The organism is Acidovorax sp. Leaf191 (assembly GCF_001424425.1).
Taxonomy (GTDB): Bacteria; Pseudomonadota; Gammaproteobacteria; order Burkholderiales; family Burkholderiaceae_C; genus Acidovorax.
In genome coordinates this window covers 33,044-48,003 of sequence record NZ_LMPT01000001.1, presented here as the reverse complement: position 1 = coordinate 48,003, position 14,960 = coordinate 33,044, and the positions used below count along the sequence as shown (strand labels likewise).

At 68.8% G+C, this 14,960-nt stretch carries 14 protein-coding genes; 6 read left to right on the top strand and 8 right to left on the bottom strand.

Annotated features, from left to right (window positions below):
• Window positions 1–54 precede the first annotated feature (54 nt).
• The 6 genes from ASG27_RS00220 to ASG27_RS00195 all read right to left on the bottom strand — a co-directional run bounded on the left by ASG27_RS00220 (window position 55) and on the right by ASG27_RS00195 (window position 5,952).
• A complete protein-coding gene (locus tag ASG27_RS00220; RefSeq protein WP_056410153.1) occupies window positions 55–954 on the bottom strand; it encodes a DMT family transporter in 900 nt (299 codons plus the stop codon).
• 199 nt (window positions 955–1,153) lie between these two features.
• Window positions 1,154–2,455, bottom strand: coding sequence for a DcaP family trimeric outer membrane transporter (locus ASG27_RS00215; RefSeq protein ID WP_056410152.1), 1,302 nt, complete (start codon window positions 2,453–2,455; stop codon window positions 1,154–1,156).
• 48 nt (window positions 2,456–2,503) lie between these two features.
• Entirely contained in the window at window positions 2,504–3,250 is a 747-nt protein-coding gene (locus ASG27_RS00210; RefSeq protein WP_056410149.1) for an amino acid ABC transporter ATP-binding protein, read from the bottom strand.
• Complete coding sequence (locus ASG27_RS00205) at window positions 3,247–4,029, bottom strand: amino acid ABC transporter permease (RefSeq protein WP_056410148.1); 783 nt, start codon at window positions 4,027–4,029, stop codon at window positions 3,247–3,249. The genes ASG27_RS00210 and ASG27_RS00205 overlap by 4 nt, the downstream gene beginning before the upstream one ends.
• Before the next feature lie 35 nt (window positions 4,030–4,064).
• On the bottom strand, window positions 4,065–4,829 hold the full coding sequence (locus ASG27_RS00200) for an ABC transporter substrate-binding protein (RefSeq protein ID WP_056410145.1): 765 nt from the start codon (window positions 4,827–4,829) through the stop codon (window positions 4,065–4,067).
• Window positions 4,830–5,193: 364 nt separating this feature from the next.
• Window positions 5,194–5,952, bottom strand: a complete 759-nt coding sequence (locus ASG27_RS00195) for a sulfite exporter TauE/SafE family protein (protein ID WP_056410142.1) — start codon at window positions 5,950–5,952, stop codon at window positions 5,194–5,196.
• A gap of 365 nt (window positions 5,953–6,317) precedes the next feature.
• On the opposite strand from ASG27_RS00195, the gene ASG27_RS00190 reads away from it, so the two are divergent.
• Both ASG27_RS00190 and ASG27_RS00185 read left to right on the top strand, forming a co-directional pair.
• Window positions 6,318–7,664 (top strand): ammonium transporter, encoded by a 1,347-nt coding sequence (locus ASG27_RS00190; RefSeq protein ID WP_156371475.1) that lies wholly within the window; start codon window positions 6,318–6,320, stop codon window positions 7,662–7,664.
• 182 nt (window positions 7,665–7,846) lie between these two features.
• A complete protein-coding gene (locus ASG27_RS00185; protein WP_056410140.1) occupies window positions 7,847–8,179 on the top strand; it encodes a hypothetical protein in 333 nt (110 codons plus the stop codon).
• Window positions 8,180–8,203: 24 nt separating this feature from the next.
• On the opposite strand, the gene ASG27_RS00180 is transcribed toward ASG27_RS00185, so the two are convergent.
• Window positions 8,204–8,557 carry an antibiotic biosynthesis monooxygenase family protein gene (locus ASG27_RS00180; protein WP_056410139.1) on the bottom strand — a complete coding sequence of 118 codons (354 nt, stop codon included), beginning with the start codon at window positions 8,555–8,557 and terminating at the stop codon, window positions 8,204–8,206.
• A gap of 314 nt (window positions 8,558–8,871) precedes the next feature.
• Window positions 8,872–10,584, bottom strand: coding sequence for a GMC family oxidoreductase (locus ASG27_RS00175; RefSeq protein ID WP_056410137.1), 1,713 nt, complete (start codon window positions 10,582–10,584; stop codon window positions 8,872–8,874).
• Window positions 10,585–10,865: 281 nt separating this feature from the next.
• Between ASG27_RS00175 and ASG27_RS00170 the strand changes: the two genes are divergently transcribed.
• From ASG27_RS00170 to ASG27_RS00155, 4 genes are all read left to right on the top strand, one after another.
• Entirely contained in the window at window positions 10,866–11,993 is a 1,128-nt protein-coding gene (locus ASG27_RS00170) for an MlaE family ABC transporter permease (RefSeq protein WP_056410135.1), read from the top strand.
• 147 nt (window positions 11,994–12,140) lie between these two features.
• Window positions 12,141–13,067 carry an ABC transporter ATP-binding protein gene (locus ASG27_RS00165; RefSeq protein WP_056164907.1) on the top strand — a complete coding sequence of 309 codons (927 nt, stop codon included), beginning with the start codon at window positions 12,141–12,143 and terminating at the stop codon, window positions 13,065–13,067.
• Window positions 13,067–14,032, top strand: a complete 966-nt coding sequence (locus ASG27_RS00160; RefSeq protein ID WP_056410134.1) for an MlaD family protein — start codon at window positions 13,067–13,069, stop codon at window positions 14,030–14,032. The genes ASG27_RS00165 and ASG27_RS00160 overlap by 1 nt, the downstream gene beginning before the upstream one ends.
• 143 nt (window positions 14,033–14,175) lie before the next feature.
• A complete protein-coding gene (locus ASG27_RS00155; protein ID WP_056410133.1) occupies window positions 14,176–14,862 on the top strand; it encodes an ABC-type transport auxiliary lipoprotein family protein in 687 nt (228 codons plus the stop codon).
• The last annotated feature ends 98 nt before the right edge of the window (window positions 14,863–14,960 follow it).

Sequence of the window (14,960 nt, the reverse complement as noted above, 5' to 3'; positions counted from 1 at the left end):
CCAGCCCGAACGGATGGGGGTCTGAGGCCTGCAGCGCATCCGGCAGTGTTGGATTCAGTCCGGTAGCCGCACCTTGGTGTGGGCGGATGGCGCCAGCTGGCTGAACACCAGCGCCGCGACGATGAGTGCCGCGCCGGCAAGGCCGGCCCACCCCAGCCGCTCTCCCAGCAGCGCCCAGGCGGTGAGCGCGGCAAACACCGGCTCCAGCCCGAAGACGATGGCGCTGCGCATCGCGTCCACCCGCTGCTGGCCCCAGGCCTGCAAGGTCACCACCACCACGCTCGCCAGCAGGCCCAGGTACAGCAGGGCCACCCAGGCATCGGCGGGCAGTGGGGCGGCGGACTGCCGCAGCCAGCCCATGCCGCCGCCCTGGCCCAGCAGCAGGGCGGTGGACGCCAGCGCCATCACCGTGGCCTGCGCAGCCGCCATGCGCGTGGCGCGCAGCGGGTGCGCGGCCGTGCGGCTGGCGCAGGCCTCCAGCGCCAGGATGTACAGCGCGTAGAACACCGTGCTCGCCAGCGTCAGCGTATCGCCCAGGTTCCAGGGCTCGTTCTCGTGGAACATCAGGGCCATGCCGGCACACGCCATGGCGCACGCGGCCCACAGTGCCCAGCCGTAACGGCGCCCCAGCGCGGCCATGGCGATCAGCGGCACCACCAGCACATTGAGCCCGGTCACGAACGCATTGCGGTTGCTGCTGGTGCGCGCCAGCCCCTCGATCTGCAGCCAGAACGCCAGGAACAGCAACACCCCCAGCGCACAGCCCCACCGTCGCTCGGCGCGCCGCATGCCCCACCACAGCGGGGCCAGCACCACCAGCGCGATGACAAAACGCAGCCAGATGATCTGCAGCGCATCCAGGTGCGCGGACAACAGTTTCATGGCGGGGAAGGTGGTGCCCCACACCACGGTCACTGCCAGCAGGGCGATCAGGCCCAGACGTTCGGATTTCATAGGCTCCAAAACAAGAAAGGGCTGGCCGGTTTCCCGGCCAGCCACTTGCAAAAGATTCCTTGCCGCGCATTGCGCACGGCGCACGGCCGTCGCTCAGGCGCCGCCCCAGGCCAGTGCCACCGTGGAACTGGCTCTGCCAGGCCACCGGTGGCGTCCCCCTCCCGTAGCGCGGTGAAGGCGCGCAGCGCCTCAGGGGGTGTCAATTGAAAAGATAGCGTGCCTGCAGGTTCAGGCGCAGCATGTCGCCCTGCTGGCCGTCGAACGTCGTGCGGCGGCCGCCGATCAGCTCGCCGCCCAGCTCCACGTTCTTGATCGGCAGGTAGTACATGCCGGCGTGCCATTGGTACAGCTTGTGGTTGCCTTCGGCGCCGTACGCGTTCACGTAGGCGTCGCCCAGCTTGTTGCGCGAGCGCACCATGCCCAGCGACACGGTGCCGCGCAGCTTCTCGCTGAACACGTTGGACAGGCCCAGCACCACGCCGTGCGATTTGTCGAGGCGCACCGTGCCGCCATCCAGCACGGGGTAGTTGGTGCCCACCAGGTAGGCTCCGTCGCCGTCGCCGTCCAGGCGCGTGTACTGCGCCATCAGCGTGGTGGTGCCGGTGATCTTGTAGCCCGCGCCCAGGCCGAAGCCCATGCCGCGCTTGCTCACGCCGTCCACACGCTGCTCGTGCGACATCAGACGGGCGTTGACGTTGCCCCAGTCGAAGGCCTTGTCCACGCGGGCCACCAGGTTGGGGCTCCTGGCGCCGTCGGTGGGTTCTTCAATGGCGAACTGGAACTTGGCCAGGTTGGGGTCGTTGTACGTGTAGCGCACCTGCGTGGGGCGGCGGAAGGTCGCGCCGGGCGGGCCGTTGAAGTCCACCGTCTCGGGCAGGTTGTCGGTGTCCATGAAGGTCGACCAAGTCTGGCCGATGAGCCAGCCGGCGTACTCGCCGTAGGCGTGGCGCAGGCGCAGGCGGCCCCGGTTGCACTCGCTGCCGCAGTAGGCATAGAAGTCGGCTTCGATCTTGGTGTTGAACGTGCCGATGGACGTGGGCGTAGAGGTCTCGAAGCCGAAGCGCGAGGTCTGCGCGGTCAGGCTGGCCTTGCCCGAGTGGTTGTCACCCAGGGGCTGCTCCATCAGGTTGGTGAAGGTGTCGCCGGGTGCGGTGCCCTTGAAGTCCTTGACCATGTTGGCTTCTGCAAAACCGTAGATGCGGATCGATGTCTCGCTGCCCGGCAGGCGGAAGCTGCCCGGAATGTCGCCCAGCACCACGGCGTCCTTCTGCTTGAGCTCGACCGCATCGATGCGGTCGTTCCAGGCCGATGCCGACGCGCCCGCGGGCGCTGCAGCCGGTGCCTGGGCCTGCTGGGCCTTGAGCTGGTTGAGCTCGGCACGCAGCGCCTTGAGCTCGTTGCGCATCTCTTCGAAATCCTTGGCGGTCTGGGCCAACGCTGCGGGTGGCAGGCTGCACAGGCCGGCGGCCAGCAGGGCGAGGAACGTGTGGTTCAGTTTCATGGTCACTCCGGTAGGGGCTTGTGGTGGTTGTCGCAGAGCACCTGGATCTCAGGCGCCCATGCGTCCGATGAAGGCTCGGATACGGTCGTTGGCGGGGTTGGTAAAAAATTCGCTGGGAGGTGCGTCGTGCGCGATGCGCCCCTGGTCGAAGAACATCACGCGGTCGGCCACCTCGCGGGCAAAGCCCATCTCGTGGGTCACCACGATCATGGTCATGCCGCCACGGGCGAGCTCGCGCATCACGTCGAGCACCTCCTGCACCATCTCCGGGTCCAGGGCCGAGGTGGGCTCGTCGAACAGCATCACCTGGGGCTGCATGGCCAGCGCGCGGGCAATGGCCACGCGCTGCTGCTGCCCGCCCGACAGTTGCCAGGGGTACTTCTGCGCATGGTCCTGCATGCCCACGCGGCGCAGCAGGGCCATGGCCTGCTCGTTGGCCTGTGCGCGTGGCGTGCGGCGGATGCGGCGGGGGGCCAAGGTCACGTTGTCCAGCACGCTCATGTGGCCGAACAGGTTGAACTGCTGGAACACCATGCCGACCTCGCTGCGCTGCTTTTGCAGCGTGGCCAGGTCGTCGGTGACGTCTTCGCCCCCGATGGTGATGCGGCCGGAGTCGTGGGGTTCGAGCCGGTTGATGGCGCGCAGCAAGGTGCTCTTGCCCGAGCCCGATGCACCGATGATCACGGTGACCTCGCCGGTGTTGAACACGGTCGACACATCGCGCAGCACCTGGTGGGCGCCGAACGACTTGCAGACCCGGTCCACGACGATGAAGGGTGTGGACGCGCCTGTCATTGGTTGCGGCCTTCCACATCGAAGCGGTACTCCACCGCGTTCGAGATCTGCGTGACCAGGGTGGTCAGCAGCAGGTAGGTGATGGCCACGGTGGACAGCGTGGCAATGGGCTGGAACGTGGCCGACTGGATGCGGTTGCCCACATTGGTCAGCTCCACCACGCCGATGGCGTAGGCCAGCGACGAGTCCTTGAGCAGCGCCACGAAGTTGCTCACCAGCGGCGGCAGCGAGATCTTGAACGCCTGCGGAAACACCACGTCCAGGAAGACGTGCATCCGCCCCAGGCCCAGGGCCTTGGCGGCCTCGGTCTGGCCGCGCGGCACGGCCAGCAGGCCGGCGCGGATCGCCTCGGCGTTGTAGGCGCCCACGTTCAGGCCCAGTGCCAGCACGGCGGCCGCGAAGTCGGGCAGGTTCAGGCCCGGCACCAGCACGGGCAGCGCGAAGTACACGAACAGGATCTGCACCAAGAGCGGCGTGCCGCGGATGACCCAGATGTAGAAGCTCGCGACCCAGCGCACGGCCGCGAAGCGCGCGGTGCGGGCCAGCGCCGCGGCGGTGCCCAGCACCAGCCCCACGCTGCCGCTGATCAGCGTGAGCCACAGGGTGGTGCGCGCGCCGTCAGAGAACGCCTGGGCGTTGGGGCCGATGGGATCGGGCAAAAAGGACAGCAAGCTGCCCAGCAGTGACAGCGCCAGCACCATCAGGATGACGGCCGAGACGAGCGTGGCGTTGCTGCGCTGCTGGCGGCTCCAGCGCTGCGGCCAAAAGGCAGTGAGCATGAAAAAAGACCCGGGTGACTACGAGCGGGTCGTGCTTACTGGCAGCGGACGTCTTCGTTGAAATACTTCTTGGACAGCGCGGCATAGCTGCCGTCGGCCATGACTTCGGCCAGGGCCTTGTTCCAGCCGCCGGCCAGCGAGGTGTTGCCCTTGGCCACGGCCGCAGCGATGCGCTCGATGAACAGCATGTCGCCCAGCTTGAAGCCGGCGCCGGGGTTCTTCTCGGCCACGGCCTTGGCCACGAAGCGGTCGGTCACCCAGGCGTCCACGCGGCGCGAGTTCAGGGCGCTGCGGGCGTCCACGTCGGTGGGGAAGTTCTTCATTTCCTTGATGGAGGAGACCTTCTGCACGTTCTCGAGGTAGCTGGTGCCGGTCTGCACGGCCACCACCTTGCCGGCCAGGTCCTTGGCGCTCTTGATAGCGGGGTCCATGGCGATGATCATGCCGCCCGAGCAGTAGTGCGGGTCGGTGAAGGTGACGGCCTTGGCGCGCTCGTCGGTGATGCCGTGCGAGGCGATCACCAGGTCCCAGCGGTCCTGGCGCAGTCCGGTCAGCAGGGCGTCGAAGCCCAGGGTCTTCCACTGGATGGTCACACCCATCTTCTTGGCCACCAGTTCGGCCGTCTCCACTTCGAAGCCCGTCAGCGTGGTGCCGTTGAAGAAATTGAACGGAGCGAACTGCCCCTCGGTCGCAATCAGGATCTTGCCGTCCTTCTTAACCTCGTCCAGCGTGCGGGCCTGGGCAGAAGTGAAAGCGGCACAAAGCGCGAGGGCGGTGGCTACAGCCTTGAACAATTTCATGGGAGGGGTCCTGTCAGGGGTATTTCAGGTACAAAAAATCCGGCATGCGGGTAGCAGGCCGGAGGCTGGTGGTTCGAACGCGCAGGCATCGCAAAACGCGAAGCCTGCCGTCATCAAGTGGTAATGATTATAAATATGCGAATTTTTTCCTTGGGCCTGCGGACAACCCTCAAAGCCCCGTTGTGTGCCAATTCACAACAGGTTTAGAGCGGTGTCCCCAACCGGACGCAGGGGCTGGGCCCGCGGTTGCAGGGCGCGGTCTGCACTACCGGCGCGCCCCAGCCCAGTGCCCCCGCGCAAGGGCCGCCCCGCCGCGCTGGGGGCGTCCCCCTCCAGGGGGCGGCGCCGAAGGCGACTCAGGGGGTTACCGAAGAAATGCGTCGTAGCCGGTCTTGAGGATCAGCGTGCTCACCACCATGATGAAGATGCCGCGCACAAAGCCCGTGCCGTGCTTGAGTGCCAGGTGCGTGCCCAGCAGGCTGCCCACCACGTTGGCCACCGCCAGCGTCACCGCGAAGTGCCACCACACGTGGCCCTTGGCCGCGAACAGTGCGATGGCGGCAAAGTTGGTCGCGCAGTTGAGCAGTTTGGCCGACGCCGATGCGTTGAGGAAGTCATACCCCAGCAGCCGCACGAACAAAAAGACGAAGAAGCTGCCGGTGCCGGGGCCGAAGAACCCGTCGTAGAAACCGATCAGCACGCCGATCAGGCTGGCGGCCACCACCTCCGTGCGGCCGCTGTAGCGCGGCGTGTGGTGCCGCCCCAGCTCCTTCTTGGCCAGGGTGTAGGCCAGCACACCCAGCAGCACCAGCGGCAGCAGCTTGCGCAGAAAGTCCGCCGACATCACCGTCACGGCCCACGCGCCGGCAAAAGAGCCCGCGAACCCCGCGGCGGCCGCGGGCAGCATGGCGTGCCACCGCACCTGCACGCGCCGGCTGTACTGCCAGGTGGCCATGGCCGTGCCCCACACCGACGCGGCCTTGTTGGTGCCCAGCAGCGTGGCCGGCGGCGCCGCCGGAAAAGCCGCGAACAGCGCCGGCACCATCACCAGCCCCCCTCCGCCCACGATCGCGTCCACAAACCCTGCCAGCAGCGAGGCCAGGGTGATAAAAATCCATTCCATCGCTGGATTGTCGCACCCGGTGCGCTATCAATTCAGGAGCCATCGGTGCGCCCGGAGAGGCCGCACACGCTGCGAGCAGGCAAGAAAAAGGCGCTGGGATCGCCAGCGCCTGGAAAGGGTCTGCACCTCGTTGGGTGCTTTGAATATGTTTATTGGTAGAAAGTGTCTCCTCGGGCCCCTCGCTTGGCACACCGAAGCGCGCTCTCGAGTGCCGCAACTGTAACGGCCGCACCCCTGTGGTGCATTGGGGGTTTCCCGACCCCTTTCCGGGGCATGGGGCTGGGGCACCCCCTGCATCTCCCTGGCATTTTCTGCTGGCATGGCTCGTGCAACCTGCTTGTAACAATTTGCGATAAGGAGCCTTCATGCGGGGAACTGTGCACCGGGTTGTGGCGTGGGTGGTCTTGACCTTGGGGCTGTGTGCGGCTGCGCTCGCGCAGGGCACGCCGCCGGACGCAGTGCCTGCGCCCGTGCGGCCCATGCTGGTGGCCCAGGACACGATCAGCGCTGCGCACACCGGCTGGATGATGACCTCGACCGCGCTGGTCCTGCTGATGACGCTGCCGGGCGTGGCGCTGTTCTATGCGGGCATGGTGCGCAAGAAGAACGTGCTCAACACCATGGCCAGCGTGGTGGCGGTGGCGGCGCTGGTCAGCCTGTGGTGGTTCGCGGCAGGCTACTCGCTGGCCTTCACGCCCGGCAGCCCGTGGCTGGGCGGGTGGGACCGGGCGGGCTTTACCGGGCTGGACTTCGATCTCGCGGGCGGCAAGCTCGCGGTGAGCCATGTGGCGCCGCACATCCCCGAGTCGGTGTACGCGATGTTCCAGCTCACCTTCGCCATCATCACCGCCGCGCTGCTGGTGGGGGCGCTGGTCGAGCGCATGCGGTTTTCTGCGCTGCTCATCTTCACCAGCCTGTGGACCCTGGTGGTCTATGCGCCGGTGGCGCACTGGGTGTGGGAGCCCGGCGGCTGGCTCGCGAAGATGGGCGCGCTCGACTTTGCGGGTGGCTCGGTGGTGCACGTCAACGCGGGCGTCGCGGGGCTCGTCTGCGCGTGGTTCCTGGGGCGGCGCACGGGGTACGGGCGCGAGCCCTTCGAGCCCTACAACCTGGGGCTCACCATGGCGGGCGCCGGCATGCTGTGGGTGGGCTGGTTCGGCTTCAACGCCGGTTCGGCCGTGGCGGCCGATGGCCGTGCGGGCCTGGCGATGGCGGTCACGCACCTGGCGGCGGCCGCGGGCGCCCTGTCGTGGATGGTGGGCGAGTGGATCGTGCGCGGCCGCCCGTCGCTGCTGGGGCTGTGCTCGGGCCTCATCGCGGGCCTGGTGGCCATCACGCCGGCCGCGGGTTTTGTCACGCTGCGCTCGGCGGTGATCATCGGGCTGGTGGAGGGCCTGGCGTGCTACTGGGGCGCCACGGGGCTCAAGCGCCTGCTGCGTGCCGATGATTCGCTGGATGTGTTCGGCGTGCATGGCATCGGCGGGATCGTGGGCTCGCTGCTCACCGGCGTGCTGGCCAGCCCCACGGTGGGCGGCGCCTCGGGCAGCCTGCTCACCCAGGCCATCGGCGTGGGCGCCGTGATGGCCTACAGCCTGGTGGTGACCGGGGTGCTGCTGTGGATCACCAACTTCGTGGTGGGCCTGCGGGTGGACGAGCAGAGCGAGCAGACGGGGCTGGACATCGCCCAGCACCGTGAGCGGTTGGGGGGGTAGCGGTGTTCCCCCTGAGTCGCCTTCGGCGCCTTCCCCCTGGGGGGGGACGCCACCGGTGGCCTGGCGAAGCCAGTTCCACGGCGGCCCTCGCCTGGGGGGCGCAGGCTCGAAGGCCGTGGGCAGGGCCACCCTTCAGACGTTACCTCCACTGAACTGTGACCCCTATGTCTCAAGGAGCGACCATGCCTGATTCCGACAAGCTGGCCATTGCCGCCCACCTGCACGTGCTGCTGCGCCGCAAGACGGGGCGCGTGACGGATACCGAGTGGATGGCCGTGAACGTGGACTATGCGGCCGAGGTGGTGCGTTTTGCGCGCCAGCGCGCCCAGGAGGACGGCGTGCCCGAACTCGCCGACTGGGCCGATCGGCTGGACCACGCCATGCACGCTGCGCCACCGCCTGCCGCGCGGCGCCCGCTGCTGGACGTGGCGACCCAGGCCATGCGCCAGCGCGGTGCACCTGCCGCGCCCGAGCCCGCCCCCGAGGTGCCGCGCTATGTGGGCGGTATCCGCTAGCGGATGTCCCGCCGCCGGTATGGCTCAGTGCGCGGGAGCGCTGCCGCCGGCAAACAGGGCGGCAGTGGGCAGCAGGCCTGTGAGCTTGTCGTCGCCATAGGTGCGCAGCACCTGCGACACCACCACCTGGTAGCCGTTCAGCCACTGCGCCTGCGCGGCCTTGGCCTCGAGGTGGGCGGGGTGGCTCATGAGCGCCTGCAGTGCCTCGAGCGACTGCCAGTAGTACACGTTGGAGACGAGGCCCCGCGCCGTGTCCTCCCACGCCTCTTCACCCAGGTAGCCGTCGATGGAGCGGGCGGCGGTGGCAATCGCCTGGTCCAGGCGGTGGAAGGTGTCGTCGAATTGCCGGGTGGCAAAGATGAAGGTGGAGGAGTACATGGGGCGCGATGGTAGTCACATCGCAGGCGGTCGCCTCGCTTCATCCACGCCAGTTCCCGCTGGCCTGCCTGTCTGCCTGCCCGCCTGCGGGCATGGGTGGTGGTGCCGAGGATCGTTGCGGTTGTTCCGGGGTCGTGCCCGGTGGCTTCCAGCAACCCACCACCGTCCGCGCCGAGCCCGTCGAAGCGCGGCGCAGGCTTCGACAAGCTCAGCCCGAACGGTGGGTGGGAGTGCTGGAGCCCGCCGCCTGCGATGCCGCCATCAAGCCCTCATCGCTCCCTATCCGCTCCCTATCAAACTCCATCACGCCCCCGTCAGGCCGCTTGGCGCGCTGCCTGACGCGCCTTCACGATCCACTCCGCCGCCTTCTCGGCCAGCATCAGCGTGGGCGAGTTGGTGTTGCCGCTGGTGATGGTGGGCATGGCGCCCGCGTCCACCACGCGCAGGCCGGCCACCACGGCCCCGGGGCCTCCGCGCGGGTCGCGCACGCGCATCTGCGAGTCCAGCACGGCCATCGGGTCGCCGTCGCGGCCCATCTTGGTGGTGCCCACGGGGTGGAAGATGGTGGTGGCGATGTCGCCGGCCAGGCGGGCCAGGTCTTCGTCGCTCTCGAACTGCACGCCGGGCTTCCATTCCTCGGGCTGGTACGCGGCCAGCGCGGGCTGGGCCACGATGCGGCGCGTGACACGCAGGCTGTCGGCGGCCACCTGGCGGTCTTCGGGCGTGGAGAGGTAGTTGGGCGCGATGGCCGGTGCGGCCTTGAAGTCGGGCGCCTTGATGTTCACCGTGCCGCGGCTCGTGGGGTTCAGGTTGCACACACTGGCCGTGAACGCCGGAAAGCTGTGCAGCGGCTCGCCGAAGGCATCGAGCGACAGCGGCTGCACGTGGTATTCGATGTTGGGGTAGGGCTGGCTCGCGCTGCTGCGCGTGAACGCGCCCAGCTGGGACGGCGCCATGCTCATGGGGCCGCTGCGCTTCATCGCGTATTCCAGGCCGATCTTGGCCTTGCCCCAGAGCGAGCCGGCCATCGCATTGAGCGTGGGCACGCCATTGACCTTGAACACCGCGCGGATCTGCAGGTGGTCCTGCAGGTTGGCCCCCACGCCCGGCAGGTCGACGGCCACGTCGATGCCGTGCTGGCGCAGCAGCGCGGCGGGGCCGATGCCCGACAGCTGCAGCAGCTGCGGCGAGTTGACGGCGCCGGCGCTGAGGATCACTTCATCCGTCGCCAGGGCGGTGACCATCTCGTGGCCGTCCCACACCTGCACGCCGGTGCAGCGCCGGCTGCCGTCGGGCTGGGTCTCGATGACGAGCTTGGCGGCCTGCGCGCTGGTCCACATCTCGAAGTTGGGGCGGCCGTAGCAGGTGGGGCGCAGGAAGGCCTTGGCCGTGTTCCAGCGCCAGCCGCTCTTCTGGTTGACCTCGAAGTAGCCCACGCCTTCGTTGTCGCCGCCGTTGAAGTCGTCGGTGGCCGGAATGCCCGCCTGCTGCGCGGCCTGGGCGAAGGCGTCCAGCACGTCCCAGCGCAGGCGCTGCTTTTCGACCCGCCACTCGCCGGTGCTGCCGGTGGACTTGTTGCCGTGCAGGCGCTTGAAGTTTTCATTCACGCCGCCGGGCTGGTCCAGCCGCCAGTGGTCCTCGTGGCGGCGAAAGTGGGGCAGGGTGTTCTCCCAGCGCCAGCTGGCGTCGCCGGTCAGCTCGGCCCACTGGTCGTAGTCGCGGGCCTGGCCGCGCATGTAGATCATGCCGTTGATGCTGCTGCACCCGCCCAGCGTCTTGCCGCGCGGGTAGCGCAGGGTGCGGCCGTTCAGGCCCGCGTCGGGTTCGGTGTGGTAGAGCCAGTCGGTGCGCGGGTTGCCGATGCAGTACAGGTAGCCCACGGGGATGTGGATCCAGTGGTAGTCGTCCTTGCGGCCGGCTTCGATCAGCAGCACGCGGTAGCGGCCGTCGGCGCTCAGGCGGTTGGCGAGCAGGGCGCCGGCGGTGCCGCCGCCGATGATGATGGTGTCAAACGTGGTGTCGCTCATGGGCAGGGCAGATCGGATCGGGGCAGCGGTGCTGGCAGGGTGGGTCGGTGCGCCATTGTGCGGATCGCACATGCCCTGTCGATAGGGGTCCTGCCTATTGCTATTGTTTTAATAGCTGGTGGCGCTTTAAGGTCCAGCGGTAGGGGGCTGTTTGATATTAATTTCACGCGCGGAAGGCCTGCAGCCCTGCCTTCGGCGGGCGTAAATCCTACGCGCTGCGGTGGCGCGCCTCCGCTACCATGCAGCCTCTCTCATCCCATGGCGGCCGCGCCGCCCAGTCCATGACCGACCCAGCACCCCGCATCGTTCGCGCAGACACGCCCCAGGGCGCGTGTGCGCAACTGCACGGGCGCTGGGGTGCTGCCGAGCTGGGCACCCGCAGGCAGTGGGCGGCCGTCTCGGGGCAACTGCAATCCAACCCCGCCGCGCCTGACCTGGGCTGGGACCTGACGCCGCTGCAATGGCTGGACCACGTGGGCGCGCAGCTGGTGTGGAACCACTGGCAGCGGGCCTGGCCCGAGCGGCTGGACTGCACCGACGCCCAGCGCGACATGCTCGAGCGCGTGGCGGAGCTCACCACCGGCACCGAGCCGCCGCGCGAGCCGTGGCGGCTGGCCGAAGAGGTGGACCGGCTGGGCGTGCTGGTGCTGCATGGCGTGAACCACGCGCGCCACATGCTGGAAATGGTGGGCCAGCTGGTGCTGGACATGGGCCGCCTGGCGCGCAACCCGCGCCGCGGGCCCTGGCGCGATGTGTCGGGCCACCTGTACCGCATGGGGGCCACCGCGCTGCCCATCACGGCGCTGGTGGGCTTTCTGATCGGCGTGGTGCTGGCCTACCTCATGAGCCTGCAACTGCGCCAGTTCGGGGCCGAGTCGTTCATCGTGAACATCCTGGGCATCTCGCTGATCCGCGAGCTGGGGCCCATGCTGGCCGCAATCCTGGTGGCGGGCCGCTCGGGCTCGGCCATCACCGCGCAGATCGGCGTGATGCGCGTGACCGAAGAACTCGACGCCATGCGCGTGATGGGCATCCCGCACGGCTTTCGGCTGGTGATGCCGCGCACCATCGCGCTGGCCATCGCCATGCCGCTGATCAGCCTGTGGACCACGCTGGCCGCGCTGGCCGGGGGCATGCTGGCGGCCGACCTGGCCATGGACATTTCGCCCGCGTACTTCGTGCAGGCGCTGCCGGCGGCCGTCAAGGTGGGCAACCTGGGGCTGGCCATGGCCAAGTCGGTGGTCTTCGGCGCCTTCATCGCGCTCATCGGCTGCCACTGGGGCCTGCGCGTCAAGCCCAACACCCAGAGCCTGGGCGAAGGCACGACGGCATCCGTGGTGACGTCGATCACCATGGTGATCATCGTGGATGCCCTGTTCGCCATCGGTTTCAAGAACATCGGTATATGAAGTCCCCCCTGTGTCGTTTCGCTCCATCCCCCCTCAAAGGGGACGCCACCCGTGGCCTGGCGAAGCCAGTTCCACGGTGGCACTGGCATGGGGGCGCGCCAGTTGCTGCGTTGGGTGGCGGTACATACGCATCTGGGGAGTGGCGCCATGACTGAACGCATCGCCAAGCCCGAGCACATCGCCGTGGCGCCGGACGAGCCGCCGGTGGTGGACGTGCGCGGGCTGTGGAGCATTTTCGGCAAGGGCACCGAAGCGTTCACCGTGCACCAGGACCTGAACTTCAGCGTGCAGCGCGGCGAGATGCTGTCGCTGGTAGGCGGCTCGGGCACGGGCAAGACGGTGTTGCTGCGCCAGATACTGGGCCTGGCCAAGCCGGCGCGCGGCACGGTGACGGTGCTGGGGCGGCCCGCGTCGGAGATGGGGCGCGAGGGCGCGGCCAGCCGCGTGGGCATGCTGTTCCAGCACGGCGCGCTGTTCTCGGCCTTCAACGTGCTCGACAACGTGGCCTTCGCGCTGCGCGAGCAGGGCACGCTGCCCCACGATCTGGTGCGCGACGCGGCGCTGGTCAAGCTGCAGATGGTGGGCCTCAAGCCAGAGCACGCGAGCCGCATGCCGTCCGATCTGTCCGGCGGCATGGTCAAGCGCGTGGCGCTGGCGCGTGCGCTCATCATGGACCCGCCGCTGCTGCTGCTCGACGAGCCCACTGCGGGGCTCGACCCGAACAGCTCCGACGAATTCTGCGCGCTGCTGCGCGAGCTGCGCGCGGCGCTGGGGCTCACGGTGGTGATGGTCACGCACGACCTGGACACCCTGTTCGCCCTCAGCACCCGCGTGGCCGTGCTGGCCGACAAGAAGGTCATCGTCACCGGGCCACCGCACGAGGTGGCGCATTTCAAGCACCCGTTCATCGAGCAGTTCTTCATGGGCGAACGCGGCCAGCGCGCCATGGCGCCGGTGCAGGCCCCCGCACCCGAATCCGCATCCGCCCCCCTCACTGAACCCGCACCTCCACCTGCATTGGCGCAGGGCCCCGCGCAGCCGGCCGCACCCCAGCCAGACAAGGAACACACCTGATGGAAAACAAATCCCACGCGCTTGCCGCAGGCATCTTCGTGCTGGTGGTGGCCGCCATGCTGGCGGGCCTGGCCATCTGGCTCACGCGCGACAGCGCCAACTACGAGCAATTCGAGCTGTCCACCAAGGACGGCGTGGGCGGCCTGCAGCCCCAGGCCGCAGTGCGCTACAAGGGCGTGGCCGTCGGCAAGGTCACCCGCATCGGGTTCGACCCGCAGGTGAGCGGCAACGTGCTCATCCGCATCGCCGTCAACGAGCAGGCGCCCATCAGCCCCACCACCTTTGCCGTGCTGGGCTACCAGGGCGTCACGGGCCTGGCCCACATCCTGCTGGACGACGCTGAAAAGCCCTACCCCGAGTTGCCCCCGGGCCCGAGCGGCCTGCCGCGCCTGCCCATCAAGGCGTCACCGTTCGGCAAGCTGGCCGAACAAGCCCCCGCCATCCTGAGCCAGGTCGAAGAAGCCACGCGCCGCGTGAACCAGATCCTGTCGGACAGCAACCAGCAAAAGCTCTCCGAGGCCATCGGCAACATCGCGCTGGCCGCCGGCAGCGTCAACACGCTGACCCAGCGGCTCGATGCCACCGTGGCCCAGCGCCTGGACCCCGCCCTGGCGTCCATACCGCCCCTGGCCAACGACGCGCGCAAGGCCCTGCAGTCGCTGCAGCAGGCCGGTGCCAGCGTGTCGTCGCTGGCGGCCGACGTGAGCAAGACCACCCAGCGCCTGGGCGCGGACGGCGGGCCCATCGACCAGATCACGATCGGCACGCAATCGCTGGCGCGCGCGGCCGACCAGTTCAGCACCACCACGCTGCCACGCCTGAACCGCGCGGCCGACGACACCTCGCGCGCTGCACGGCAGCTGAGCCGCACTGCCGGCGGCGTGTCGGACAACCCGCAACTCTTCATCTACGGCTCGGGGCGCGTACCGCCCGGCCCGGGTGAAGCGGGGTTCAGCCCCCCCTGAGCCTCGCCTGCGGCGCTTTCCCCCCGAAGGGGGGCGCAGCCGGTGGCCTGGGGAAGCCGGTGCCACGGGTGCGCTGGTATCCCGGCAGCGCCGGTCGTGAAGCGTGTGGCGATGCCGCCGAAATGGATCTCTGAGGAATGCAAATGAAGACTATCAAAAGCATAGCTGGCCGCGCTTATCTGTCCGGTGCGAGCGCCGTTCTGGGCCTGATCCTGCTGGCTGGCTGCTCGGCCCTGCCCACGCCGCCCGCACGGCCCGTGCTGTACGACTTCGGCCCCGGCGCGCTGGCCCCGGTGCCCACCGACCGGCGCGCGCCACTGCCGCCACTGGCCCTGGCCGACGTGGACGCGCCCGGCCTGCCCGAAGGCAGCAACGCCGTGCTCTACCGCCTGATGTACGCCGACACACAGCAGCTGCGCCCCTACAGCCAGGCCCGCTGGAGTCAGCCGCCCGCGCAGTTGGTGCAGCAGCGCCTGCGCGAGCAGCTGGGCCAGCGCCGCGCCATCCTCAAGGCCGACGACGCCGCCGCCCAGGCGCGCGACCCGGCCCAGGGCAGCCGCCTGCCGTCGGTGCTGCGTGTGGAGCTGGAGGAGTTCAGCCACGTGTTCACCAGCGCCACCGACAGTGCCGGCGTGGTGCGCCTGCGCGCCACGGTGGTGGACCTCGCCTTGGCGGGCGAGGTGCTGCGTGGCCAGCGCGTGTTCATCGTGCGCACCCCCGCCCGCAGCGCCGACGCCGCAGGCGGCGTGGCCGCGCTGTCGGATGCATCGACGCAAGTGGCGCAAGAGCTGTCCCAATGGCTGGAGCAGGTGGCCGACGTCCGGCCCTGATGCCGCCGCCGTGAGGCGCGGCCCCGTGGGGCCACCCTGCTGTGCGGGCCATGGTGGTCTGTGTGTACACCGCCTTTCGTTCGAGAGGATTCCAGGCG

What these genes read in the sequence shown, in the direction of transcription:
- ASG27_RS00155 (WP_056410133.1), top strand. Translation starts at nt 14,176, where the DNA reads ATGAAGACTATCAAAAGCATAGCTGGCCGCGCTTATCTGTCCGGTGCG.
- ASG27_RS00220 (WP_056410153.1), bottom strand. Translation starts at nt 954, where the DNA reads ATGAAATCCGAACGTCTGGGCCTGATCGCCCTGCTGGCAGTGACCGTG.
- ASG27_RS00175 (WP_056410137.1), bottom strand. Translation starts at nt 10,584, where the DNA reads ATGAGCGACACCACGTTTGACACCATCATCATCGGCGGCGGCACCGCC.
- ASG27_RS00180 (WP_056410139.1), bottom strand. Translation starts at nt 8,557, where the DNA reads ATGTACTCCTCCACCTTCATCTTTGCCACCCGGCAATTCGACGACACC.
- ASG27_RS00190 (WP_156371475.1), top strand. Translation starts at nt 6,318, where the DNA reads ATGCGGGGAACTGTGCACCGGGTTGTGGCGTGGGTGGTCTTGACCTTG.
- ASG27_RS00205 (WP_056410148.1), bottom strand. Translation starts at nt 4,029, where the DNA reads ATGCTCACTGCCTTTTGGCCGCAGCGCTGGAGCCGCCAGCAGCGCAGC.
- ASG27_RS00160 (WP_056410134.1), top strand. Translation starts at nt 13,067, where the DNA reads ATGGAAAACAAATCCCACGCGCTTGCCGCAGGCATCTTCGTGCTGGTG.
- ASG27_RS00215 (WP_056410152.1), bottom strand. Translation starts at nt 2,455, where the DNA reads ATGAAACTGAACCACACGTTCCTCGCCCTGCTGGCCGCCGGCCTGTGC.
- ASG27_RS00185 (WP_056410140.1), top strand. Translation starts at nt 7,847, where the DNA reads ATGCCTGATTCCGACAAGCTGGCCATTGCCGCCCACCTGCACGTGCTG.
- ASG27_RS00170 (WP_056410135.1), top strand. Translation starts at nt 10,866, where the DNA reads ATGACCGACCCAGCACCCCGCATCGTTCGCGCAGACACGCCCCAGGGC.
- ASG27_RS00165 (WP_056164907.1), top strand. Translation starts at nt 12,141, where the DNA reads ATGACTGAACGCATCGCCAAGCCCGAGCACATCGCCGTGGCGCCGGAC.
- ASG27_RS00210 (WP_056410149.1), bottom strand. Translation starts at nt 3,250, where the DNA reads ATGACAGGCGCGTCCACACCCTTCATCGTCGTGGACCGGGTCTGCAAG.
- ASG27_RS00200 (WP_056410145.1), bottom strand. Translation starts at nt 4,829, where the DNA reads ATGAAATTGTTCAAGGCTGTAGCCACCGCCCTCGCGCTTTGTGCCGCT.
- ASG27_RS00195 (WP_056410142.1), bottom strand. Translation starts at nt 5,952, where the DNA reads ATGGAATGGATTTTTATCACCCTGGCCTCGCTGCTGGCAGGGTTTGTG.